General features: G+C 73.7%; 19 protein-coding genes. 10 read left to right on the top strand and 9 right to left on the bottom strand.

All coding sequences use genetic code 11. The annotated features are described in order from the left end of the window. Positions 1-76: 76 nt before the first annotated feature. Both AB0H75_RS38380 and AB0H75_RS38375 read left to right on the top strand, forming a co-directional pair. The gene (locus AB0H75_RS38380; protein WP_367804623.1) at positions 77-994 is read left to right on the top strand and encodes a branched-chain amino acid transaminase; all 918 of its coding nucleotides are present in this window, start codon (positions 77-79) and stop codon (positions 992-994) included. Between the two features lie 201 nt (positions 995-1,195). Beyond that, positions 1,196-3,430 (top strand): hypothetical protein, encoded by a 2,235-nt coding sequence (locus AB0H75_RS38375; protein ID WP_367804621.1) that lies wholly within the window; start codon positions 1,196-1,198, stop codon positions 3,428-3,430. Here the strand turns inward: AB0H75_RS38375 and AB0H75_RS38370 are convergent. Beyond that, the gene (locus AB0H75_RS38370; protein ID WP_367804619.1) at positions 3,386-3,916 is read right to left on the bottom strand and encodes an HIT domain-containing protein; all 531 of its coding nucleotides are present in this window, start codon (positions 3,914-3,916) and stop codon (positions 3,386-3,388) included. The two genes, AB0H75_RS38375 and AB0H75_RS38370, sit on opposite strands and share 45 nt — an antisense overlap. Positions 3,917-4,135: 219 nt before the next feature. Between AB0H75_RS38370 and AB0H75_RS38365 the strand changes: the two genes are divergently transcribed. Next, positions 4,136-4,864 (top strand): PIG-L deacetylase family protein, encoded by a 729-nt coding sequence (locus AB0H75_RS38365; protein ID WP_367804617.1) that lies wholly within the window; start codon positions 4,136-4,138, stop codon positions 4,862-4,864. 226 nt (positions 4,865-5,090) lie between these two features. On the opposite strand, the gene thrS is transcribed toward AB0H75_RS38365, so the two are convergent. The 3 genes from thrS to AB0H75_RS38350 form a co-directional block, all read right to left on the bottom strand. Beyond that, on the bottom strand, positions 5,091-7,055 hold the full coding sequence (thrS, locus tag AB0H75_RS38360; RefSeq protein WP_367804615.1) for a threonine--tRNA ligase: 1,965 nt from the start codon (positions 7,053-7,055) through the stop codon (positions 5,091-5,093). 66 nt (positions 7,056-7,121) lie between these two features. Beyond that, the gene (locus tag AB0H75_RS38355) at positions 7,122-7,718 is read right to left on the bottom strand and encodes a glycoside hydrolase family 25 protein (protein WP_367804613.1); all 597 of its coding nucleotides are present in this window, start codon (positions 7,716-7,718) and stop codon (positions 7,122-7,124) included. A gap of 39 nt (positions 7,719-7,757) precedes the next feature. After that, positions 7,758-8,657, bottom strand: a complete 900-nt coding sequence (locus AB0H75_RS38350; RefSeq protein ID WP_367804611.1) for a TIGR03564 family F420-dependent LLM class oxidoreductase — start codon at positions 8,655-8,657, stop codon at positions 7,758-7,760. Positions 8,658-8,754: 97 nt separating this feature from the next. On the opposite strand from AB0H75_RS38350, the gene pgm reads away from it, so the two are divergent. Continuing rightward, the gene (gene pgm / locus AB0H75_RS38345; RefSeq protein WP_367804609.1) at positions 8,755-10,386 is read left to right on the top strand and encodes a phosphoglucomutase (alpha-D-glucose-1,6-bisphosphate-dependent); all 1,632 of its coding nucleotides are present in this window, start codon (positions 8,755-8,757) and stop codon (positions 10,384-10,386) included. Positions 10,387-10,592: 206 nt separating this feature from the next. On the opposite strand, the gene AB0H75_RS38340 is transcribed toward pgm, so the two are convergent. Beyond that, entirely contained in the window at positions 10,593-11,303 is a 711-nt protein-coding gene (locus AB0H75_RS38340; protein ID WP_367804607.1) for a DUF2786 domain-containing protein, read from the bottom strand. Positions 11,304-11,327: 24 nt separating this feature from the next. Continuing rightward, complete coding sequence (locus AB0H75_RS38335; RefSeq protein ID WP_367804605.1) at positions 11,328-12,566, bottom strand: hypothetical protein; 1,239 nt, start codon at positions 12,564-12,566, stop codon at positions 11,328-11,330. Positions 12,567-12,783: 217 nt separating this feature from the next. On the opposite strand from AB0H75_RS38335, the gene AB0H75_RS38330 reads away from it, so the two are divergent. From AB0H75_RS38330 to AB0H75_RS38315, 4 genes are all read left to right on the top strand, one after another. Next, positions 12,784-13,020 carry a hypothetical protein gene (locus tag AB0H75_RS38330; protein ID WP_367804603.1) on the top strand — a complete coding sequence of 79 codons (237 nt, stop codon included), beginning with the start codon at positions 12,784-12,786 and terminating at the stop codon, positions 13,018-13,020. 137 nt (positions 13,021-13,157) lie between these two features. Next, positions 13,158-14,333, top strand: a complete 1,176-nt coding sequence (locus AB0H75_RS38325; RefSeq protein WP_367804601.1) for a cytochrome P450 — start codon at positions 13,158-13,160, stop codon at positions 14,331-14,333. Positions 14,334-14,351: 18 nt separating this feature from the next. Further along, a complete protein-coding gene (locus AB0H75_RS38320) occupies positions 14,352-15,125 on the top strand; it encodes an HAD family hydrolase (RefSeq protein ID WP_367804599.1) in 774 nt (257 codons plus the stop codon). Beyond that, entirely contained in the window at positions 15,122-15,394 is a 273-nt protein-coding gene (locus AB0H75_RS38315; RefSeq protein WP_367804597.1) for a DUF4031 domain-containing protein, read from the top strand. Before AB0H75_RS38320 ends, AB0H75_RS38315 begins: the two co-directional genes overlap by 4 nt. 19 nt (positions 15,395-15,413) lie before the next feature. Here AB0H75_RS38315 and AB0H75_RS38310 read toward each other — a convergent pair whose 3' ends face one another. Beyond that, a complete protein-coding gene (locus tag AB0H75_RS38310; RefSeq protein ID WP_367804595.1) occupies positions 15,414-16,109 on the bottom strand; it encodes a metal-dependent phosphohydrolase in 696 nt (231 codons plus the stop codon). Between the two features lie 109 nt (positions 16,110-16,218). Between AB0H75_RS38310 and AB0H75_RS38305 the strand changes: the two genes are divergently transcribed. Further along, on the top strand, positions 16,219-17,454 hold the full coding sequence (locus tag AB0H75_RS38305; protein ID WP_367804593.1) for an alpha-hydroxy acid oxidase: 1,236 nt from the start codon (positions 16,219-16,221) through the stop codon (positions 17,452-17,454). A 61-nt stretch (positions 17,455-17,515) separates the two neighbouring features. Here AB0H75_RS38305 and AB0H75_RS38300 read toward each other — a convergent pair whose 3' ends face one another. Next, a complete protein-coding gene (locus AB0H75_RS38300) occupies positions 17,516-19,636 on the bottom strand; it encodes a discoidin domain-containing protein (protein WP_367804591.1) in 2,121 nt (706 codons plus the stop codon). Positions 19,637-19,729: 93 nt separating this feature from the next. Further along, complete coding sequence (locus tag AB0H75_RS38295) at positions 19,730-20,929, bottom strand: ROK family protein (protein ID WP_367804589.1); 1,200 nt, start codon at positions 20,927-20,929, stop codon at positions 19,730-19,732. Between the two features lie 156 nt (positions 20,930-21,085). Here AB0H75_RS38295 and AB0H75_RS38290 point away from each other — a divergent pair, with 156 nt between their 5' ends. After that, positions 21,086-22,309 carry an ABC transporter substrate-binding protein gene (locus AB0H75_RS38290; protein WP_367804587.1) on the top strand — a complete coding sequence of 408 codons (1,224 nt, stop codon included), beginning with the start codon at positions 21,086-21,088 and terminating at the stop codon, positions 22,307-22,309.

Raw genomic sequence — 22,309 nt, 5'->3', positions numbered from 1 at the left:
TATTATCCAGGTATTGTGCCACTTATTCGACAATTGGACTATATGGCTGGCCGGTAGCCGGCCATTGGAGAAGAGGGTGAGCGCGGTGCGCGAGGCGGCGTACATCTGGATGGACGGGGAGCTGGTCCCCTGGGGCGAGGCCCGCGTGCACGTACTGACGCACGGCCTGCACTACGGCACCGGCGTGCTCGAAGGCACCAGGGCGTTCGCGACGCCGGACGGGCCGGCGGTGTTCCGGCTGGAGGAGCACCTGCTGCGGCTGGTGCGCAGCGCCCGGATGGTGGGGCTGGCGCTGCCGTACACGGTGGAGGAGCTGCGTGCCGCCACGCTGGCCACGGTGGCCGCCAACGGGCACGCCTCCTGCTACATCCGGCACCTGGCGCACCGCGGCTACGGCGAGATGGGCATCACCGCCCGCCGCTGCCCGACCGTGGTGTCCGTGGCGAGCTGGGAGTGGCCGCCGCTGCTCGGCACCTCCGGGGTGCGGCTCATGACCAGCTCCTGGCAGCGCAACGACCACCGGGTCACCCCCTCGGCGGCCAAGGCCACCGGCCCCTACCTCAACTCGGTCATGGCCAAGGACGAGGCGCTGGACGCCGGCTACGACGAGGCGGTGCTGCTCAACGCCGCCGGGTACGTCAGCGAGTGCACCGGGGCCAACCTCTTCGTCGTGCGCGACGGCCGGCTGCTCACCCCGCCGCCGAGCGCGGGCGCGCTGGAGGGCATCACCCAGGACACCGTCGAGCGGCTGGCCGCCGACCTGGGCGTGCCGGCCGCCCGGCAGGACCTGCTGCGGACCGACCTGTACGCCGCCGACGAGATCTTCCTGTGCGGCACCGGCGCGGGCGTCGTCCACGTCGGCTCGGTGGACCGGCGCGAGCTCGGCGGGCCAGGGCCGGTCACCGGCAAGCTGGCCGACGCCTACGAGGCCGCCACGCACGGCCGCGACGACCGCTACCGGCACTGGCTGACCCCGGTCCCGCCGGCGTCCTGAGCCGGGCTCCCTCGCCCTCTCCCGCGCGTCTCCGGCCCCGGCTCCTTCGCGCCTTCCCGGCGGGCTCCTCCGTGCGCGTAACCGGCACCTGGCGGGTGCGGGGCATGAGAGGGTAGTCGCGTCCGACGGCGCGGGCGGCCCGCACAGGCAGGCAGGTCGCGTCGGCGGCACGACGCCATCGAGTCGCGGGAGGTCATCGAGGTGAGGCGCGCGCTGATCGTGCTGGCCGTGCTGCTGGGCCAGCTACTGACCGGCCAGGTGCTGCTCGCCGCGCCGGCGTCGCACGCCGCCACCGGCACGACGGCCACCACCGGGGCCGGAGCCCCCGCCGCGGACCGCACGACGGCCACCACCGGGACCGGAGCCCCTGTCGCGGACCGTACGCCGATCACCGCCGGGGCGGCGGTCGCCGGGAGCCGGGCGGCGGCCGCCGAGGGCCGGGTAGAGGCCGCCGAGGGCCGGGTGGCACTCATCGGCGTGCCCGCCCTGCACTGGAACGACCTCACCCAGGCCGACACCCCGCACCTGTGGTCCCTGGTCTCGTCGAGCGCGATCGGCTCCCTGTCGGTCCGCACGGTCGGCAACGTGACCTGCCCCTACGACGCCTGGCTGACCGTCTCGGCGGGCACCAGGTCGGCCGTCGGCTACGGCTGCGGCGCTCCCCCGGCCCCCGAGCAGCGGGGCGCGGGCGCGGCCATCCCCGACTACCGCTACCTCATCGACGTGGCCGGCCAGCGCGAGGCCGGCAACCTGGGCGAGGCGCTGAAGGCCGCCGGCCAGTGCTCGGTCGCGATCGGCCCCGGCGCCGCGCTCGCGCTCGCCGACCGTCAGGGCGCGGTCCCGCGCTACCACGCCTCCCCCGCCGGGCTCGGCGCCGGCGACCTGGAGCAGTGCCGGATGGTCGCCCTGGACGTGGACGACCTCGTCCGCCCCTACCTCACCGGCGACCGCCTGCCCAAGACGCCCGAGCAGCTCGCCCCCGCCCAGCGGCGCGCGGCGCTGCGGCTGGCCGACGCCAAGGCGGGCGCGCTGCTGTCGATCCTGCCCGCCGGCACGACGGTGCTGCTCGCCGGGCTGTCCGACCACGGCTCGGTGCCCCACCTGCGGGTGGCCGCGCTGCGCGAGCCGGGCGCGGAGGGCCGCCTGCTGGGTGCCGCCTCCACCCGCCGCGAGGACATCTCGATCCTGCCCGACCTGACCGCCACCGTGCTGACGAAGCTCGGCGTGCCGGTCCCCCCGACGGTCGTGGGCGTGCCGATGCGGGCCGGCGAGCGCGGCGCGACGATCGACCGGCTGGCGCGGGCCGACGCCAGCGCGCAGACCATGCGCTCGGCCAAGGGCCAGTACTTCACCGCGCTGGCGGTGCTGCAGGTCCTGTTCTACGTGCTGGCGTTCGTGCTGCTGCGCCGCCGCAGGCGGCTGCCCTGGGTGCGGGTGGCGGCGGTGGCCCTGGCGGCGCTGCCGGTCACCTCGTTCCTGGTCAACCTGCTGCCGTGGGCCACGCACCTGCAACTGTTCGGCGGGATGCTGGCCTGGTGGGCGGTGATCGTGACGCTGGCGCTGGCCGGGCCGTGGCGGCGGCGCCCGCTCGGCCCGCTGGCCGTGGTGGCCGGCGTCACCGCGTGCACGCTCGCCGCCGACCTGCTGACCGGCACCACGCTGCAGCTCAACAGCTTCATGGGCTACAGCGCCGAGCAGGGCGCCCGCTACTTCGGGCTGGGCAACATCCCGTTCGCGCTGTTCGCCACCGGCACGCTGCTGACCACCACCGCGATCGCGCACCGCTGGCCGGGCCGGATCGGGCTGGCCGCGATCGTCGTGCTGGGCGCCGCGGCCATGGTGCTCGGCGGGTCGGGGCTGGGCAGCGACTTCGGCGGTGTCATCGCGTTCGTGCCGGGCATCGCGGTGACCGCGCTCGTCCTGTCGGGCAAGCGGGTGTCGCTGGTCAAGCTCGCGTTGTTCTGCGTGGCCGGCGGGGTGATCGTGATGACGTTCGCCTGGCTCAACTACCTCAAGCCGCCCAGCGAGCAGACCCATCTGGGCCGGTTCGTGGGCCAGGTGCTGACCGGCGAGGCGCTCGACGTCATCTGGCGCAAGCTGCAGGCCATGCTGGGCACGCTGCTCAGCCCCAACCTCATGCCGATCGTGATCGTGGCCGTGGCGTTCCTCGTGTACGCGATCCTCCGCCCCGAGCAGGCCTCGGCCGGGGTGGTGCCGGCGGCCTTCGAGCACTCCCCCGCGCTGCGGGCCGGGCTGATCGGCACGCTGGTCGCCGGCGTGGTCGGGATGCTCGTCAACGACTCCGGCGCGGCGGTGCTGTCCATGGCGCTGGCGCTGGCCGTGCCGCTGCTGCTGGCCACCGGCATCGGGGTGCTGGTGGCGCGCGAGGAGTCAGTGCCAGGCGTCGGCGAGCAGCTGGCGGGTGTCGCGAAGTAGCTGCGGCAGGACCTTCGTCCGGGCGACGACCGGCATGAAGTTGGTGTCACCGCCCCACCGGGGCACCACGTGCTGGTGGAGGTGGGCGGCGATGCCCGCGCCGGCGACGTGGCCGAGGTTCATGCCGACGTTGAAGCCCTGGGCGCCGCTGGCCTTGCGCAGGGCCCGCAGCGCCTTCTGGGTGAACTCGCCCAGCTCGGCCAGCTCGTCCGGGCGCAGCTCGTCGTAGTCGGAGACGTGCCGGTAGGGCACCACCATGAGGTGGCCGGAATTGTACGGGTAGAGGTTGAGCACGGCGTAGACGCTCTCGCCCCGTGCCACGACCAGGCCGTCCTCGTCGCTCATCCGGGGGATGGCGTCGAACGGGCACCCGTCGTCGGGGCCGGTGCCCGTCGGCTTGTTCTCGCCCTTGATGTAGGCCATGCGATGCGGGGTCCAGAGACGTTCGAAGTTGTCCGGCTCCCCGGCTCCTGCCTGATCGTGCATAGCTAGCAGCATAGGACCACGGACGGACCGGGTCTTCTTCCGGCACGGCGCCGGACTCCGGCCCCGGCCGGGCCCGTCGGGGGCTGTTCCTGGCGCGCTCCGGACGCGTTCCGGACGCGTTCCGGGTGTGCTCCCGGCGCGTTCCGAGTGTGCTCCCGGCGCGTTCCGGGCGTGCTCCCGGCGCGTTCCGGGTGGCGGGCGGGTGTCTAGGGTGGGATCATGACCGACAGCGATCAGCTTGAGCCCATGCCCGGCGACTGGCGGCGCGCCCTGGCCGTCGTCGCCCATCCCGACGACCTGGAGTACGGCTGCGCGTCCGCCGTCGCCGTCTGGACCGACGCGGGCCGCGAGGTCGCGTACGTGATCGTCTCCAGCGGCGAGGCGGGCATCGACACGCTGGAGCCAGCCAAGAGCGGGCCGGTGCGCGAGCGCGAGGAGCGGGCCGGCGCCGCCGTGGTGGGCGTGACCGAGGTGGAGTTCCTCGGCCACCCGGACGGGGTCATCGAGTACGGGCCCGCCCTGCGCCGCGACATCGCCGCCGCGATCCGCCGGCACCGCCCCGAGCTGGTGATCACCCTGAACCCGGCCGACACGTGGGGCGGCTCCTACTGGAACACCCCCGACCACCGGGCCGTCGGCAGGGCCGTGCTGGACGCCGCCGGGGACGCCGGCAACCGGTGGATCTTCCCGGACACCGACGCCGAGCCGTGGAACGGCGTGCGCTGGGTCGCCGTCGCCGGCTCCGACGCGCCCACCCACGCGGTGGACGTCACCGACGGCCTGGAGCGCGGCGTGCGCTCGCTCATGGAGCACCGCGCCTACATCGAGGCCCTGACCGGCGAGGACCCGGAGGCGTACACCCGCGACCTCATCGAGGGCTACGCGCGAGAGGCCGCCAAGAGGTTCGGCGGCCGCCCCGCCGTGCCCTTCCGCCTGTACCCCCGCTGACCCACCCCCCGCCGAACGGCAAAGCCCCGGCGGGCCCGGAATCCAGCGAGGGCCGGGGACCCGATGAGGGATGGGAATCCGGTGAAAGCGGGACCCGACGAGGGACGGAAACCCAGCGAAGGCGAAGACCCCGCAAGGGACGGAAACCCAGCGGGGGCGGAGGGTTCGGCGGGAGCGTGGGCGGCGGAGCCGTCCACGCTCCCGCCGCCGCCGTCACACCCCGTCGTCACACCTGGACGCGCTGCTCCACCGCGTTGACGATCTCGGCGATCGCCTGCTCCACCGGCACGCCGTTGTTCTGCTCGCCGTTGCGGTAGCGGAAGGAGACCGCGCCGCCCGCGATGTCCTCGTCGCCGGCGAGCAGCATGAAGGGGACCTTCGCCTTCTGCGCGTTGCGGATCTTCTTCTGCATCCGGTCGTCGGCCGTGTCGACCTCCACCCGGATGCCGTGCTCGCGCAGCTTCTTGGCGACGTCCTGCAGGTAGGGGACGTGGGCCTCGGCGATCGGGATGCCCACCACCTGCACCGGCGCCAGCCAGGGCGGGAAGGCGCCCGCGTAGTGCTCGGTGAGCACGCCGAGGAAGCGCTCGACGGAGCCGAACAGGGCCCGGTGGATCATGACGGGGGTCTGCCGGGAGCCGTCGGCCGCCTGGTATTCCAGGCCGAAGCGCTTGGGCTGGTTGAGGTCGAGCTGGATGGTGGAAAGCTGCCAGGTGCGGCCGATGGCGTCCTTGGCCTGGACGGAGATCTTCGGCCCGTAGAAGGCCGCGCCGCCCGGGTCGTCCTTCAGCGTCAGCCCCGACTCGGTGGCGACCTGGCGCAGCGCCTCGGTGGCCTCCTCCCACTCGGTGGGGTCGCCGATGAACTTCTCCGAGTCGTCGCGGGTGGACAGCTCCAGGTAGAAGTCGTTGAGGCCGAAGTCGCGCAGCACGCTGAGCACGAACCGCAGCAGCGACTTGATCTCCTCGGCCGCCTGCTCGCGGGTGGTGTAGATGTGCGCGTCGTCCTGCGTCATGCCGCGCACCCGGGTCAGGCCGTGGACCACGCCGGACTTCTCGTAGCGGTAGACGGAGCCGAACTCGCACAACCGCAGCGGCAGCTCGCGGTAGGAGCGCCCGCGGGCCCGGAAGATGAGGTTGTGCATCGGGCAGTTCATCGGCTTGACGCGGTATTCGACGCCCTCCAGCTCGAAGGGCGGGAACATGTCGTCGCCGTACCACGGCAGGTGGCCGGAGGTCTCGAACAGCGACGACTTGGTGATGTGCGGCGTGTTGACGAACTCGTAGCCCGCCTCGGCCTGCCGCCGGCGCATGTAGTCTTCCATCTCCTTGCGGATGATGCCGCCCTTGGGGTGGAAGATCGGCAGGCCGCTGCCCAGCTCGGGCGGGAAGCTGAACAGGTCGAGCTCGGCGCCCAGCTTGCGGTGGTCGCGCTTCTCGGCCTCCTCCAGCAGCTTGAGGTATTCGTCCTGCTTGTCGCGGGACTCCCATGCGGTGCCGTAGATGCGCTGGAGCTGCGGGTTCTTCTCGCTGCCGCGCCAGTAGGCGCCGCCGGAGCGCATGAGCTTGAAGGCCGGGATGGACCGGGTGGAGGGCACGTGCGGGCCGCGGCACAGGTCTTTCCAGCGCAGCTCGCCGCTCTTGGCGTCGAGGTTGTCGTAGATGGTGAGCTGCCCGGCGCCGACCTCGACCGACTCCTCCTCGGCGGCGCCGCCCTTGAGGCCGATCAGCTCCAGTTTGTACGGCTCGCCCGCCAGCTCCGCGCGCGCCTCGTCGTCGCTGACCGGGCGGCGGGAGAAGAGCTGCCCCTCCTTGACGATCTCGCGCATGCGCTTCTCGATGCGCTTGAGGTCGTCGGGGTTGAACGCCTGGGCGACGTCGAAGTCGTAGTAGAACCCGTTGTCGACGGGCGGGCCGATGCCCAGCTTGGCCTCGGGGAACAGCTCCTGCACCGCCTGCGCCATGACGTGGGCGGTGGAGTGGCGGACGATGGCCCTGCCCTCGTCGCTGGAGATGTCGATCGGCTCGACCACGTCGCCGTCGGCCAGCTCGTGGGCGAGGTCGCGGGCCTCGCCGTTGACCCTGGCCGCGATGACCGTGCGCCCGTCGGCCTCGAGCGCGGCGCCGGCCGTCGTGCCGGCCGCCACCACACGCTCGGCTCCGGCGAGGGTGATGTGTAGCTCGGCTGACACGGGAACTCCTAGGGGTCGCGCGCCCGGCGCCCGGCACCGGGGCTGCTTCGGTGACGAACACCGATGCTATCGCGGGTGAAACCCCAGCTTTGTCAGGTCCTTGCGGGTGCCGTGGAAGACGTTGCGGTCGACGGGACTCTGGGCGTACTGGTGGATGGTCCAGTCGTTCCAGGGGCGGGGCACGGCGGGCCGGCCGCGGGGCCGCTCGGGGCTGGCGATCCACAGCGGGTACTCGCCGAGGCCGGCGCAGTGCCCGCTGTGCGCGAAGGAGTGGAAGGTGTAGACGAAGGGGCGCACGCCGGCGTGCCGCTGGACGTGGTGGCACCAGCGGCGCGCGTACCTGGCGACCTGCTCGGGGCGCAGCCCGTCGGCGGTCTCCAGGTCGAGCGCGACCAGGTCGCCGCGGCGCAGCCCGCCGGCCGACCTGATCGTGGCCAGGAAGTGGCGGGCCTGCTCGACGGGGTCGCCTTTGGGGCGGGCGAAGTGGTAGGCGCCGCAGACCAGCCAGCTCTCGCGCATGCCGTTCCAGTTGCGCGCGAACCACTTGTCCGTCCAGTCGCCGCCCTCGCTCGCCTTGGCGAAGGCGAAGGCCACGCCGGCCTCGGCGTGGCCGGCCCAGTCGACGGAACCCTGCCAGTTGGACACGTCTATGCCATGCAGCACGACCTTCACCTTGCCGGAGTTTATCGGGATGTCTCCTGGTCAGCCCTTCGCCGCGCCGACCAGCAGGCTCCTGGTGCGCTCCCGCTCGGCGAACACCGAGCCCACGAAGTCGGTGACCCCGGCCCGCTCCAGCTCCTCCAGCCGGGCCCGCACGAACTTCTCGTCGCCCACGATGCCCACCTCTCCGGGGCCGGCCACGCCCTCCCTGTCGAGCATGGCGCGGTAGGAGGGGAGCTGCCCGTAGACCTGGAAGATCTCGTTCGCCTTGGCGACCGCGCCCTCCCGGTCGTCGGTGACGCAGATCGGCAGCGCGCACACGATGCGCGGCGCCTCGCGCCCGGCCTCGGCGGCGGCGGCCCTGATGGTCGGCGCGACGTGCTCGGCGACGGTCTTCGGGCCGGTCATCCACAGGACGGTGCCGTCGGCGACGGTGCCGGCCAGCTTGAGCATGCGCGGGCCGAGCGCGGCCACCAGCACGGGGAAGCCGGCGCCCGGCGTGCTCAGCTTGAGGTCGGCCTTGAGCGTCTCCCCCTGGTACTGGACGTGCTCGCCGCGGCCGGCCGGGACCAGGACGTCCAGGTACTCCTTCATGTGCCGGCCGGGCCGCTCGAAGCTGTAGCCGAACATGTTCTCGATGACGACCTGGTGGGACAGCCCGACGCCGAGCGCGAAGCGGCCGCCGAGCGCGGCGTTGGCGGTCATGGCCTGCTGGGCGAGCGCGGCCGGGTGGCGGGGGTAGGTCGGCACGACGGCGGTGCCGAGCTCGATGGGCGGCGCCTGGACGCCGGCCGCGACGAGGGCGGTGATCGCGTCGAGGCCGAAGATGTGCGACAGCCAGGCCGAGCTGAAGCCGTCCTCGGCGGCCTGGGTGATCTGGTCGCGCAGGCCGGCGATGGGGTCGGGGCCCTTGGGCTCGTTGAGGAAATATCCGTAACGCATCGAAACAGAACTCCATTCTGGTGGCTGACGCGAATGTACTTCCCCGGCCCCGGTGCGGTCACCCGCCGCGCCGGGCCCCGTTTGTAAAGTGGCCTACATGAGCCACGAACGCGCAGGACAGCCCGCTCAGCCCGCCGACCTGGTCGACGTCCCCCGGCTGGTGACGTCCTACTACGCCCTGCATCCCGATCCCGGGGAGGTGGCGCAGCGGGTCGCGTTCGGCACCTCGGGGCACCGGGGGTCGGCGCTGCGGGCGGCCTTCAACGAGGACCACATCCTCGCCACCAGCCAGGCCATCTGCGAGTACCGGCGCGAGCAGGGCACCGACGGGCCGCTGTTCCTGGGCGTCGACACGCACGCGCTGTCGGAGCCGGCGCGGGTGTCGGCGCTGGAGGTGTTCGCGGCCAACGACGTCGAGGTGCTCATCGACACGCGCGACGGCTACACGCCGACGCCGGCCGTCTCGCACGCCATCCTGCGCCACAACCGGGAGCGCCGCACGGGGCCGGCCGACGGCGTCGTGGTGACCCCGTCGCACAACCCGCCGGCCGACGGCGGCTTCAAGTACAACCCGCCGCACGGCGGCCCCGCCGACACCGACGCGACGAAGTGGATCCAGGACCGCGCCAACCAGCTCCTGGCCGCCGGGCTCGACGGCGTCCGCCGCGTCCCCTACGCCAGGGCGGTGGGGCGGGCCGGGCGCTACGACTTCCTCGGCACGTACGTCGACGACCTGCCCTCCGTGGTGGACCTGGAGGCCGTCCGGGCGGCCGGGGTGCGCATCGGGGCCGACCCGCTGGGCGGGGCGAGCGTGGCCTACTGGGGCGAGATCGCCGAGCGGCACGGGCTCGACCTGACCGTGGTCAACCCGCTGGTGGACCCGACGTGGCGGTTCATGACCCTCGACTGGGACGGCAAGATCCGCATGGACTGCTCGTCGCCGTACGCGATGGCCTCGCTCATCGCCAACCGCGGCACGTACGACATCGCCACCGGCAACGACGCCGACGCCGACCGCCACGGCATCGTCACCCCCGACGGCGGCCTCATGAACCCCAACCACTACCTCGCCGTCGCCATCTCCTACCTCTACGCCCACCGCGACGGCTGGCCGGCCGACGCCGGGGTCGGCAAGACCATGGTCAGCAGCGGCGTCATCGACCGGGTCGCCGAGTCGCTGGGGCGGCACCTGTACGAGGTGCCGGTGGGCTTCAAGTGGTTCGTGCCAGGGCTGCTGGGCGGCTCGCTCGGGTTCGGCGGCGAGGAGAGCGCGGGGGCGTCGTTCCTGCGCAGGGACGGGTCGGTGTGGTCCACCGACAAGGACGGCATCATCCTGGCGCTGCTGGCCTCCGAGATCCTGGCGGTCACCGGCAGGTCGCCGAGCGAGCACTACCGGGGCCTGGTGGAGCGGTTCGGCGAGCCGGCGTACGCGCGGGTGGACGCCCCGGCCACCCGCGAGGAGAAGGCGGTGCTCGGCAGGCTCTCCGCCGAGCAGGTGACGGCCTCGTCGCTGGCCGGGGAGAAGATCACGGCGGTGCAGACCTCGGCGCCGGGCAACGGGGCGGCGCTGGGCGGGGTGAAGGTCTCCACCGAGCACGCCTGGTTCGCCGCCCGGCCCTCGGGCACCGAGGACGTCTACAAGATCTACGCCGAGTCCTTCCGCGGGCCCGACCACCTGGCCAAGGTCCAGGAGGAGGCCCGCTCGCTGGTCTCGGCGGCGCTGAGCTGACCGCCCCCGGGCGGGCCGGAGGCGTGAGCGTCACGGCCCGCCCGAGGACGGCCCGCCGGGGCGCCGGGTCCACGCGGGCCCGCCCGGGGCGGCTCGCCGGGGCGCCGGGTCCACGCGGGCCCGCCTGGGGACGGCTCGCCGGGGCGCCGGGTCCACGCGGGCCCGCCTGGGGACGGCTCGCCGGGGCGCCGGGTCCACGCGGGACGTCACGGCCCGCCCGGAGGCAGCTCGCCGGGGGCGGCCGGGGTCATGCCGGGGCGGCCGAGGTCGGCCCGGCGGGCGGCGGCCGCGCCGTCGCCGTAGCCGGTGCCGCTGGTGCGCGGGACGCTCATCCGGACGCGCGGGTAGCGGGCGGCCACGGCGCGCTCCACCTCGGCGCGCCGGTCGGCCAGGACGAGCGCCGTCCCCGTGCCCGCCGCCGCCGCGCCGTCCTCGGCCCGCGACTCGGCCGCGCACAGCAGCCGGTACACCTCGTCGGTGAAGCCGAGCAGCCAGGAGCGCCGGTAGGCGCGCGGGGAGACGGCGTCGGCGGGCGGCCGGACGCGGGCCAGCCCCGAGGCCATCTGCAGCAGCAGCGACGTGGCCAGCACGTCGGCCCGCTCCAGGTCGGCGGCGAAGCCGAACAGGTGCACGCGCTGACCGCCGTCCCCCCGCCCGATGAGCAGCGGCCGGCAGCGCACGGCCTGGGCGACCAGGCTGACGAGGCGGGCCTTCTCCCTGGCCCAGGGGCCGGGCAGGGTGACGACGCGGTCGCCGGGGACCTGGCGGGCGCCGGCCGGCGGCAGCGCCTCGATGCCGTGCCTGGCCATGAGCGCCGAGGCCGCCGCCATGAACGTGGCCCGCTCGTGCTCGTTGTCGGTGCGCTCGGCCTTGGCCAGGAGTTTCCTGACGCGATCGAGTGTGCGCTGCTCGCGCAAGTGCCGCCCCCCGGGGTGCCGCCGCTAGTGCTTGGCGAGCACCCGCCCGTCGGCCCCGAGGGCGGGGAAGGCGCCCGTGTCCACGATGCCGTGCTGCTGGTACAGCGCCTCGATGAGGGCGTGCGCCTGCGGCTCCAGCTTCCACAGGGCACGATACTCGCGGGCGGCGGCCAGCGAGACGCCGATCTCCTGGGCGATGTCCACGGTGCGCGGCACGATGCCCTTGGCGATCTGCCGGTCCCAGAACTCGCGGGCGGCCCGCATGCGCGCGGCGCGCTCGGCGGTGGACAGCACCTGCGGGGTGGTGTCGAGCACCTCGGCGTCCTCGTCCTCGTCGTCCACCAGCTCGGCCAGCGCGGGCGGCAGCGCCGGGCGGGCGGGCACCGGGTGCTGCTCGGCGTCGTGCTCCCAGGGGACGCGCGGATCGGCGTCGATGAGGGCGGTGGTGTTGTAGAGCGCGGCGATCTGGGCGAGCAGCGCCTCCTGGCGGGCCGGGTCGACGGCCAGGCCGGTGTGCTCGACGGCCTGGTCCATGGCCTTGTCGAGCCTGGCCAGCGCGGCGCGCATCTTGCGCTCGGGCGCGCCGGCCTCGCGCAGCGCCTTGGCCTTCTTGGCGGCCAGCGCGACGCGGGTGAGCCGGCGGTGGGCGTCGACCTCGCTGGCCGTGCGGTCGCTGACCTCGGCCAGGCCGAGCCGGACGAGCAGCCGCTCGGGGGTGAGCCGCCAGTTGATGCGGCCGGTGCCGCGGATGCGGTGGCGCTCGATGGCCATGCCGCGCTCCCACAGCCAGGCGGCCACCAGCGGGGCGGCGAGCCGGAAGACCGCCTCGGGCAGGCTGCGCGCGTCCATGGACGACAGCACGGCGGTCAGGCAGGTCAGCGCCCACACGGCGATGCCGTCGATGCCGGCGGAGAAGTTCTCGCGCATGTTGCGGCGGGCGCGGACGGCCGAGGTGATGATGGCGACCTCGATGAAGGCGAACAGCAGCAGCCGCAGCGGCCCGTCCAGCCCCAGCACGTCACCCGAGAAGCGCCACATGCCCTGCGCGGACACGCCCGTGGCGATCGACGCGGCCACGATGGTCAGGACGTCCTCGATGGGACGGGGGGCGACGTACCTGGCGAACAACCAGGAGACGGCCTTCCAGGCCACCCTGAGCACCAGGAACGCGAGCGCCAGCCCGGCGAGGCCGAGCAGCGCGATGACCGCGGCGACGACCGGCTTGTCGGTGACGAAAGCGGCTATTTCCTCGAATATCGGCATCTGTCACTACCCGTGATGGCGCTAACTCCGGCTCTATGCGACGAGATCATCGCAGAATGGCGCCAATCTGTACGCCGAACGCCACCTGCTGTCCCAGTTTGCCGTCCTTTACCACCTTCCCCAGGTCCCACCGAGCTGCCCTGGCGGTGACACCCGCGATCCCCTCCTGTCCCGCGTTCCGGGGGCGGACGCACAATGAGGGCGAGAGGAGGGAAACGTGAGCAAGCGATCGCGCAAGCGCCGCGTCTTCCCCGGAGGCGGCCTGGGCCGGCGGCTCGGGTTCGGCCCCGGCGAGCCCCACGGGCCCGCGGACGGCGACGTCCCGCCCGACGACTCCTCCGGGGGCGCCGGCGGCGTACGCGAGCCGCGCCGGCCCAAGCCCGCCCCGCCGTCGCCGGCCGCCGAGGCATCCCTGCCCGAGCCCGGCCTCGCCGTGCGGGAGAGCGCCCTCTGAAGGGACGCCGGCACCGGTCTACGGGCTGAGAGGTAAATTCCTCCTTTCGGAGGGGTCGATCAGTCGTTCCTGATGGGACCATCTATCGAGGGATTTGTCCCTCAATAGTGCGCTGTATCCCAGCAGGACGGACCTCGATGTCAGACAACCAGTTCCCGCTCGTCCAGTTCATGCGCGACGGCTTCGATCCCGTGGACGAGCTCGGACGCATCCGGGCCGAGCACCCGGTGTTCCCGATGGAGATCCCCGGCGACCAGACCGTGTACCTCGTCACCCGCTGGGAGGACGTCCGCTCGGTGCTCGGCGACCACGAGCGCTTCAGCAACGACTTCGCCGGCGTCATCGGCCTGGGCTCCAACCAGGAGGACCCGGGCGGCCTGGGCTTCCGCGACCCGCCCGAGCACACGCGGCTGCGCAGGTTCCTGACCCCCGAGTTCACGATGCGGCGGCTGCGCAGGCTGGAGCCGCGCATCGAGGCGATGGTCGAGGAGGCGCTCGACCGGATCGAGGCCAAGGGCGCCGAGAGCATGCCGGTGGACCTGTTCGAGGAGTTCGCGCTGCCGATCCCGTCGCTGGTGGTCTGCGAGCTGCTGGGCGTCCCGTACGACGAGCGGGCGGACTTCGTCAAGATCAGCAAGGACCGCTTCGACCTCACCGCGGGCCCCGAGGCGTCGCTGCAGGCGATCAACGACGCGATGGCGTACCTGACCGAGCTGGTGGCCAGGGAGCGGCGGGATCCGGGCGAGGGCCTGCTGGGCCAGCTGCTGCGCGACCACGGCGACGAGCTGGACGACCGCACGCTCGCCAGCATGGCCGACGGCCTGCTGACCGGCGGCCACGACACCAGCACCAGCATGCTCGCGCTGGGCACCCTGTGGCTGCTGCGCAACCCGGAGCAGGCCGTCAAGGTGCGCGAGGTGGACGGCTACGTCAACGACGTCGTCGAGGAGATGCTGCGCTACATGACCGTGGTGCAGGTGGCCTTCCCGCGCTTCGCCCGCGAGGACCTGGAGCTGCACGGCGTACCGATCAAGAAGGGCCAGATGGTCCTGTGCTCGCTCGTGGGCGCCAACCGCGACCCGGTGGCGCTCGGCGAGGACGTGAACGAGATCCGCCCCGGCCGCCAGGGCTCCCACATGGCCTTCGGCCACGGCATCCACCGCTGCATCGGCGCGCCGCTGGCCCAGATGGAGATGCGCATCGCCTTCCCCGCCCTGCTGCGCCGCTTCCCGACGCTGCGGGTCGCGGGCGAGGTGCCGTTCCGGGAGCTCGCTATCGTCTACGGCGTCAAAGAGCTACCCGTCGCCTGGTAGACGGGTTACGTTCACCATGTGAGCGAGCCTGTTCCCGCCGACGAGCCCGTCATCGACCTGGGCCGGATCGGCGCCGTCGTCCTCGGCGCCGACGGCGCGGTCACCGACACCGCGCGAGGGCACGCGGCCGCCTGGAAGCACGTCTTCGACGCCTTCCTGCGCGGCCGCTCGGAGCCGTTCGACATCCGCGAGGACTACCTGCGCCACGTGGACGGGCGGCCCCGGCTCGACGGCATCCGCACCTTCCTCGCCGCGCGCGGCATCACCCTGCCCGAGGGGCACCCCGACGACGAGCCGGGCGCGCCCACCGTGCACGGGCTCGGGTCGGCCAAGGACCGGACGTTCCTCGCCCAGGTGGACGAGTACGGCGTGGCGGCGTTCCCGTCCGCCGTGGCGCTGCTGCACGAGCTGCGGCGGCGCGGCGCGCGGACGGCGGCCGTGTCGGCCAGCCTGCACGGGCGCAGGCTGGTGCGCGCCGCGGGCGTGTCCCACCTGTTCGACGTGCTCGTGGACGGCGCGGACGCCGCCCGGCTCGGCCTGCCAGGGCACCCCGACCCCGCCCTGTTCCTGGAGGCCGCGCGCCGCCTGGAGCTGCCGCCCGGCCGTGTCGCCGTGGTGGACGCGGCCCTGCCGGGCGTGGAGGCGGCGGGGAAGGGGGCGTTCGGGCTGGTCCTCGGGGTCGTCCGGGAGGGCGGGCGGGCGGCGGAGCTGCGCGCGCACGGGGCCGGGGCGGTGGTGGCGGACCTGGGGGACGTCGAGGTGCGCGGGCGGGTCCTACCCTTGACCACGTGACCGTTCTCATCGATCCCCCCAACTGGCCGGGGCCGCGCGGGCTCATGTGGTCGCACCTGGTCAGCGACCACTCGCTGGAGGAGCTGCACGACTTCGCGGCGCGGCTGGGGGTGCCGGGGCGGGCGTTCGACCGCGATCACTACGACGTTCCCGAGACGGTGCACGCGCGGGCGGTGTCGCTGGGGGCCGAGGCGGTCAGCTCGCGGGAGCTGCTGCGCCGGCTGGTCGCGGCGGGGCTGCGCCGCCGCAGACGGCACGTCCCCCGCTGAGCGTCCGCGGCGGGCGGGGTCAGCCCGCGGTGAGGCCCGCGGTGAGGCCCGCGGTGAGGCCCGCGGTGAGGCCCGCGGTGAGGATGGCGAGCTCGGCGGTCAGGTGGGCGCGGGCACGGTCCTCCCACAGGGCGTGGGCGCGGGCGGTGCGGTAGAGGCGGGGCGTGGCGAGCAGGCGGCGCAGGACGCCGGCGCGGCCCCTCCTGAACAGCTCGTCCGGGACGTGGGCGTACTCATGGCGGATCGCGGCGGCGTAGGCGGCGTAGGCGCCGCGGCCGGGGCGGCCCAGGACGGCCAGGTCGGCGTCGCACAGGACGGCGCCGTTCGCGTCGCCGTCGGCGAGGATGTCGTGGGCGGCGGTCAGGCGGACGAGCCTGGCGGTCTCGGCGACGCGGGCCGGCGGCACGCCGCAGCGCGGCAGGCGGGACTGGGCGAGCTGGGCGCTGCGCTCCTCGTCCCAGCCGGGGCGGCCGTCGTAGACGGCGTCGTGGAACCAGGCGGCCAGCCGGACCGCGGCCGGGTCGGCGGCCTCGGTGGCGAGGTCGTCCACGGCGGCGAGGACGGCGGCCAGGTGGGCGCGGTCGTGGTAGCGGCGGTGCGGCTCGGACCAGCGGGCGACCAGCTCGGCGCCGGTGGCCAGAGCGGCCGGCGAGTCACCGGCGAGCACCGCCCACGCTCCGGCGAGCCGGGCGGGCGTTCCGGGGTCGTCGATCACCCTCCCACCGTAGAGGGCCGGGGTCCGTCGGGGGTGTGGAGGGGTGAGGCGGGCCAGGGTCCCTCGGGGGTTGGGTGGGTGGGAGGGGGAGGGTGGGTTTGGTAGCGTTTTGGGCATCGACGGGAACGCGGAGGAGCGGCGGCGCCTGCCGAGGTGGCGGGAGCTGCGGGAGGTGTTGCCCCGGCGGCCCCGGCTGGCGCGGGCCGGTCGGGTGGCGGCCGCGGCGGACGTCGGTGAGCTGCGGGAGCTGGCCAGGAGGCGGGCGCCGCGGATGGTGTTCGACTACGTGGACGGCGCCGCCGAGGGCGAGCGGTCGATGGCCAGGGCGGTGGAGGCGTTCCACCGGGTGGAGTTCCGGCCGCGGGTGTTGCGGGACGTGTCCGAGGCGCCGACGGCGGTGGAGGTCCTGGGCCGGCGGATCGCGATGCCGGTGGTGCTCGGGCCGACCGGTTTCACCCGGATGATGCACCGGGCGGGCGAGCGCGCCGTGGCCAGGGCGGCGGAGCGGGCGGGCGTCCCGTACACGTTGTCCACGATGGGCACCACCCCGGCGCCGGCGGTGACGGCGGCGGCGCCCGGCGGGTGGAACTGGTTCCAGCTCTACGTGGTCCGCGACCGGGCCCGCAGCCTGGAGATGTTGTCGCTGGCCCGCGAGGCCGGCATGGACGTGCTGGTGGTCACCGTGGACGTCCCGGTGGCCGGGGCGCGGCTGCGCGACGTGCGGCACGGCCTGACGGTCCCGCCGTCCCTGCGCTGGCGCAGCGCGCTGCAGGCGCTGGGCCGCCCCGCGTGGTGGTTCGACTTCCTGACCAGCGAGCCGCTGCGGTTCGCGACGGTGGACGGCGCGCCGGGCGACCTGGCGGGCATCACGAACCTGATGTTCGACCCGTCCGTGACGATCGGCGACCTGGAGTGGATCCGGTCGGCGTGGCAGGGCCCGCTGCTGGTCAAGGGCGTGCAGCGGGTGGACGACGCCAAGGACCTGGCGGCGGTGGGCGTGGACGGGCTGGTGGTGTCCAACCACGGCGGCCGGCAGCTCGACCGCTCCCCCACCCCGCTGGAGCTGCTGCCCGAGGTGGTGGACGCCGTCGGCGACCGCACGGAGGTGTTCCTGGACGGCGGCGTGCGCAGCGGCGCCGACGTGGCGGCGGCGGTGGCGCTGGGCGCGCGGGCGTGCTTCATCGGCCGGGCCTACCTGTACGGGCTGATGGCGGGCGGCGAGCAGGGCGTGACCCGGGTGCTCGACCTGCTGCGCGCCGAGCTGGTACGGACCCTGCAACTGCTCGGCGCGGGCGGGATCGGCGGCCTGGAGCGCGACCTGGTGCGCCTGCGCCCGCGGCCGTGAGCCACGGGCGCAGACGCCCCTCGGGACGCCCCTCCAGCAAGTGCCGGCGGGCGTCAGCCGGTCACGGATAGCTGACGATCTTCACGGGTACCGTCGCCGTGCCCTGCGCGGGCCCGCCGGTGGAGTTGATGACGTGCGCGATCGTCCCGTTCCCGCCGAGCGAGACGGTCAGCAGGTCGTGGAAGCGCACCCCCGCGCGGGTGGGCGCCTCGAAGCCGCGCTCGGCCACGATCGTCGGATCGACGTTGAAGTAGCAGTACGCGCCGAGCCCCCACGCCTCGTGCGCGGTGACCGCGTCGCCCACCTTGTACGCCGCGTACCCGCGCGTGGAGCCGTTCATCCAGGCCGCCTGGTTCGGCGGGTCGTAGGGCATCTCGTTCTGGAAGAAGACCGTCCGGCCGCGCTGCCCGTTCCACACGACCTGGTACTTCTGGTAGTGCTCGACGAACAGCCCGTACGCGGTGACGTCGTCGCCGTTGACGATCAGCCCGGTGTCGGCGGTGTTGACGGTCCAGCCGATGCCGCTGCCGTGGTCGCCGCGCCAGGCCCAGATGTGGTCGATGATCGTGTGGTCGCTGTTGACGACCAGGCTCGTGGTGGCCTTGCCGGCGTGCGCGCCGCCGACGCGGAAGAAGACGTCCTGGACGGAGATGGGGTCGGCGGCGTGCCCGGCCGCCGCGCCGGACGGCCCGACCTCCAGCAGGATCGGCGAGTTGACGGCGCCGGCGTCGAACAGCAGCCCGGCCACCCGCACGCCGTCCACGTCGGCGACCCGCATGGGCACGACGCCGTTGTCGGGGACGATCGTGGCGTAGCCGAGGCCGAGCACGACGGTGCCGGGCCGGTTGACGTTGATCGTCTGGCCGACGTGGTAGACGCCGGGCGTGAACAGCAGGTTCAGGCCGGAGGCGAGGGCGGCGTTGATGGTGGCGGCGCTGTCGGCGGGCCTGGCGACGTAGAAGCGGCTGAGCGGGACGGAGGTGCCGGTGCCCGGCCAGTTCACGCCGCGGGTGTTCTGCCGCAGCGCGGGCAGGAAGACCTGGTACGCGCCGGCGGAGTCCACGTACAGGAACGGCTTCTCCCTGGTCACGGGGCTGGTGTCGAGCGTCGTGTACGGCGGCTCGGGGAAGGACTGGGCGGGCGCGCCGGCGACGCCGGAGAAGACCATGTTCCACACGCCGTTGAGCCAGCCGCCGATCTGGCTGTCGCGGGTGAACCACTGCTGCTGCGAGTACGGCTGCACGGTCCCGTCGATGCGGCTGTCGGCGATGTAGCCGCCGCTGGCCCAGCCGTACCCGGTGGGCGCGAGGTTGAGGTTGCCCCGGACGTGGATGCGGCGGAAGGGCGCGGCCTGGGAGACGGCCCACTGGTTGGTGCCGCCGGACGGGGTGATGGACAGGTTCTCGGCCGAGCGCCAGAAGTTCTGGGTGGCGTTGCCGCCGAACCAGCCGGCGTCCACCCGGACGGAGCCGTTGATCGTGACGTCGTCGGGGTTGCGGCCGAGGCCGGCGATGGAGGTGTAGAAGCCGATGTTGGCGTTGACGTTGTAGCTGCCGGGCTTGAACAGCAGGGCGTGGCGCTGGTCGCCGAACTGGTTGGACTCCTGCTGGGCGAAGATCGAGTCCAGGGTGGACTGGATGCTCGCGGCCGGCATCGAGGGGTCGAAGACGTGCACGTTGGGGCCGAGGTCGCCGCCGCCGGGCGGGCCGGACGTGGTGCCGTAGACCTGGAACTCCCACAGGGAGTAGCCCCAGCCGGTGGCGCGGGCGGTGCCGTGGACGCGGACGTAGCGGCCGGTGCCGGAGACGGCCAGGGTCTGGGTGCCGCCGGTGCCGGTCGTGGTGGAGTAGAGGTCGGTCCAGGTGGCGGCGTCGGGCGAGACCTGGACGCGGAAGGCGGTGGCGTAGGCGGTCTCCCAGCGCAGGGTCACGCCGGTGATCGAGGCGGTGGTGCCCAGGTCCACCTGGAGCCACTGCGGGTCGCTGAACGCACTGGACCAGCGGGTGCCGGGGTCGCCGTCCACGGCGGCGGAGGCGGGCGTCCCGGCGTTCTCGGTGGAGGAGGCGGTGGCGGGCCTGCCCTGCGACAGGAGGGGGTCGGCGGCCCGGGCGGGGGCGGCGACGGCGAGGGAGGCGATCAGGGCCGCCAGGGCGGCGACGACGAGTCTTCGGCGAGGGTGCACGACTGCTCCTCACGGACGGGGGGTGTGAAGGGAGCGCTCTCGCCCGCCGAGCGTGCCCGCGCCCGGCACTTCTGTCAAGCCTTGATTTAACTTCTACGCAATAGCCGGAGCGGGAAGCGCGGCCCCGCGGAAGAACGGTTCGAGCACCAGCGTGGCCGCGCCCAGCGCCACCGCGTCGGGCCCCAGCCTGCCGAGCACCACGGACTCCGGCTGGAACGGCTGCGCCTGCGTATTGGCCGCGGTGGCGGCCCTGATGCCGTCGAGCAGCCGCCCGCCGAGCATGAGCCCCGCCCAGCCGCCGATGACGATGCGCTCGGGGTTGAACAGGTGGACCAGGCTCGACAGCCCCACGCCGAGCAGCTCGACGCTCTCGGCGATGACCGGCGAGTCCGCGTCCAGCAGCCGGGCGAGCGCGCTCTCCTCCTCGGCGGAGTCGGCGACCACCCCGGCGCGGTCGAGGATGGCCTCGGCCCCGAGGTACGCCTCCAGGCAGCCGCGCGCCCCGCACCGGCAGGCCCGGCCGCCCGCGACGATCTTCAGGTGGCCGACCTCCCCCGCGGCCTTGCCCGCCCCCCGGTAGATCGCGCCGTCGGTGACCACGGTGCCGCCGACGCCCGAGCCCATGAGCACGATGATCGCGTCGCGGGTGCCCCTGCCCGAGCCGAACCACAGCTCGGCCTGGCCCATCGTCTTGGCGCCGTTGTCGACGTACAGCGGCAGCGCCGGCCGGGAGGGCGCGGCGCCGGCCCGCAGCAGCGCGCCGAGCGGCACCTCCCGCCAGCCGAACGTCTTGGCCCGCACCAGCGCGTCGGGCCCCGGCTCGACGATGCCGGGCACGCCGACGCCGACGCCGAGCACCCGCTCCGGGGGCACCTCGCTCTCGGCGATGACGGCGTCCACGCCGGCCAGGATGTGCCGGGCGACCAGCTCGGGGTCGTGCTTGGCCGAGCGCACCGCGTAGTGGGCCCGTGCCCGCTCGCGCATCTCCAGGTCGAACAGCTCGACCTTGACCTGGGTCTCGCCCACGTCCACGCCGACGGCGTAGCCGTAGCCGGGGTTGACCTTGAGCAGCACGCGGGGGCGGCCGCCGTCGGAGTCGACCTGACCGGCCTCGGCGATGACGCCCTCGGCGAGCAGGTCGCCGGTCATCGTGCTGACCGTGGCCGGGCTCAGCCCGGTGGCCGCGGACAGCTCGTTGCGGCTGGCGGGGCCGCCGAAGTAGAGCGCGCGCAGGAGCATGGCCCGGTTGCCCCTGCGCAGGTCGCGTACGGTCCTGCGGCCTGACGTGCCCATCCTCGTCCCCGTCCTCTCCTGCTCGCCCGGCCATGTTAGTTCAGGGCGCGAAGACGCCCGCGCCCGGCCGGTGTTACCGACTCGTTCCCCTCGGACCCCTGACTTTCTTCGGACCTTAGATTATGGTCTGGCCAACCCCCAATGAGGAGAGGCACCATGAGCCGAGGACTTGTGCGCGGCGCCGTCGCCGCGATGCTGGTGGCCGGGCTGGCCGCGTGCGGCGGCGGCCAGGGATCGGGCGGCCCGGGATCGGGCGGCGGCAAGGAGCTCACGTTCTGGATGTACCAGGACCGCACCCCGCAGGCGGGCCAGGTCATGGAGAAGGTCCGCCAGGACTTCGAGAAGGCCAACCCCGGCGTCACGGTCAAGCTCGTCAAGATCCCCAAGGACGACTACAACACCAAGCTGGGCAGCGCGATCGCCAGCAAGAGCGCCCCGGACGCCGGCATCCTCGACCAGCCCCTGGTCTCCAAGTACGCCCTCGACGGCACGATCAAGGAGGTGCCCGCCGGGCTCATCGACGAGGCCGACTACTACAAGGGCGCCCTCGACACCAACCGCACCGGCGGCAAGCTCTACGGCCTGCCGCAGGACCAGACCACGGTCGCCCTCTTCTACAACAAGAAGCTGGTGCCCACCCCGCCCAGGACCTGGGACGAGCTGAAGGCCACCGCCGAGCGGGTGCACGCCGCCGACGCGAACGTGGCCGGCATGAACGTCCCCAAGGGCGACGGCTACGGCGCGTGGATGTTCCCCGCCGTCGTGCACGGCGCGGGCGGCCAGATGGTGGACGACGCCGGCAAGAAGGTGCTGTTCGACCAGCCGCCGGCGGTGGAGGCCCTGCAGCTCTGGGTGGACCTGCTCAAGTCCTCGCCACGCAAGATCACCGACTCGGACAAGCCGTTCGAGAACGGCCTGGCCGCGATGACCATCTCCGGCCCCTGGGACGTGCCGACCATCCGCGAGCAGTTCCCCGACCTCGACTTCGGCGTGGCGCCGCTGCCGTACAAGAGCGAGCCGGCCGGCAACATCGGCGGCGAGGACTCCGTCGTCTTCTCCACCGGCAAGAACCCGGACCTGGCGTGGAAGTGGCTGGCCTTCCTGGCCGGCGCCGCCAACAACGGCGCCGTCGCCGACGCCCTCGGCGGCTTCCCCGTGCACCTCAAGGCGCAGGTCGTCGCGGGCGGGCCGGAGCAGGCGGCGTTCCTGGAGCAGCTCAAGGTCGCCCACGCCCGCCCGGCGGTGCCGCAGTGGATCCAGGTCAACGACGAGATCATCGCCCCGGCCATCGAGTCGGCGCTGACCGGCAAGGCGACGGCCCAGCAGGCGCTGACCGACGCCGCCGCCAGGACCCGCACCCTGCTCGGCTGGAACGGCTGA

The organism is Nonomuraea sp. NPDC050783 (assembly GCF_040802095.1).
Taxonomy (GTDB): domain Bacteria; phylum Actinomycetota; class Actinomycetes; order Streptosporangiales; family Streptosporangiaceae; genus Nonomuraea.
Note: the sequence above shows the minus strand (reverse complement) of the source record. Positions and strands in the feature narration are given on the sequence as shown.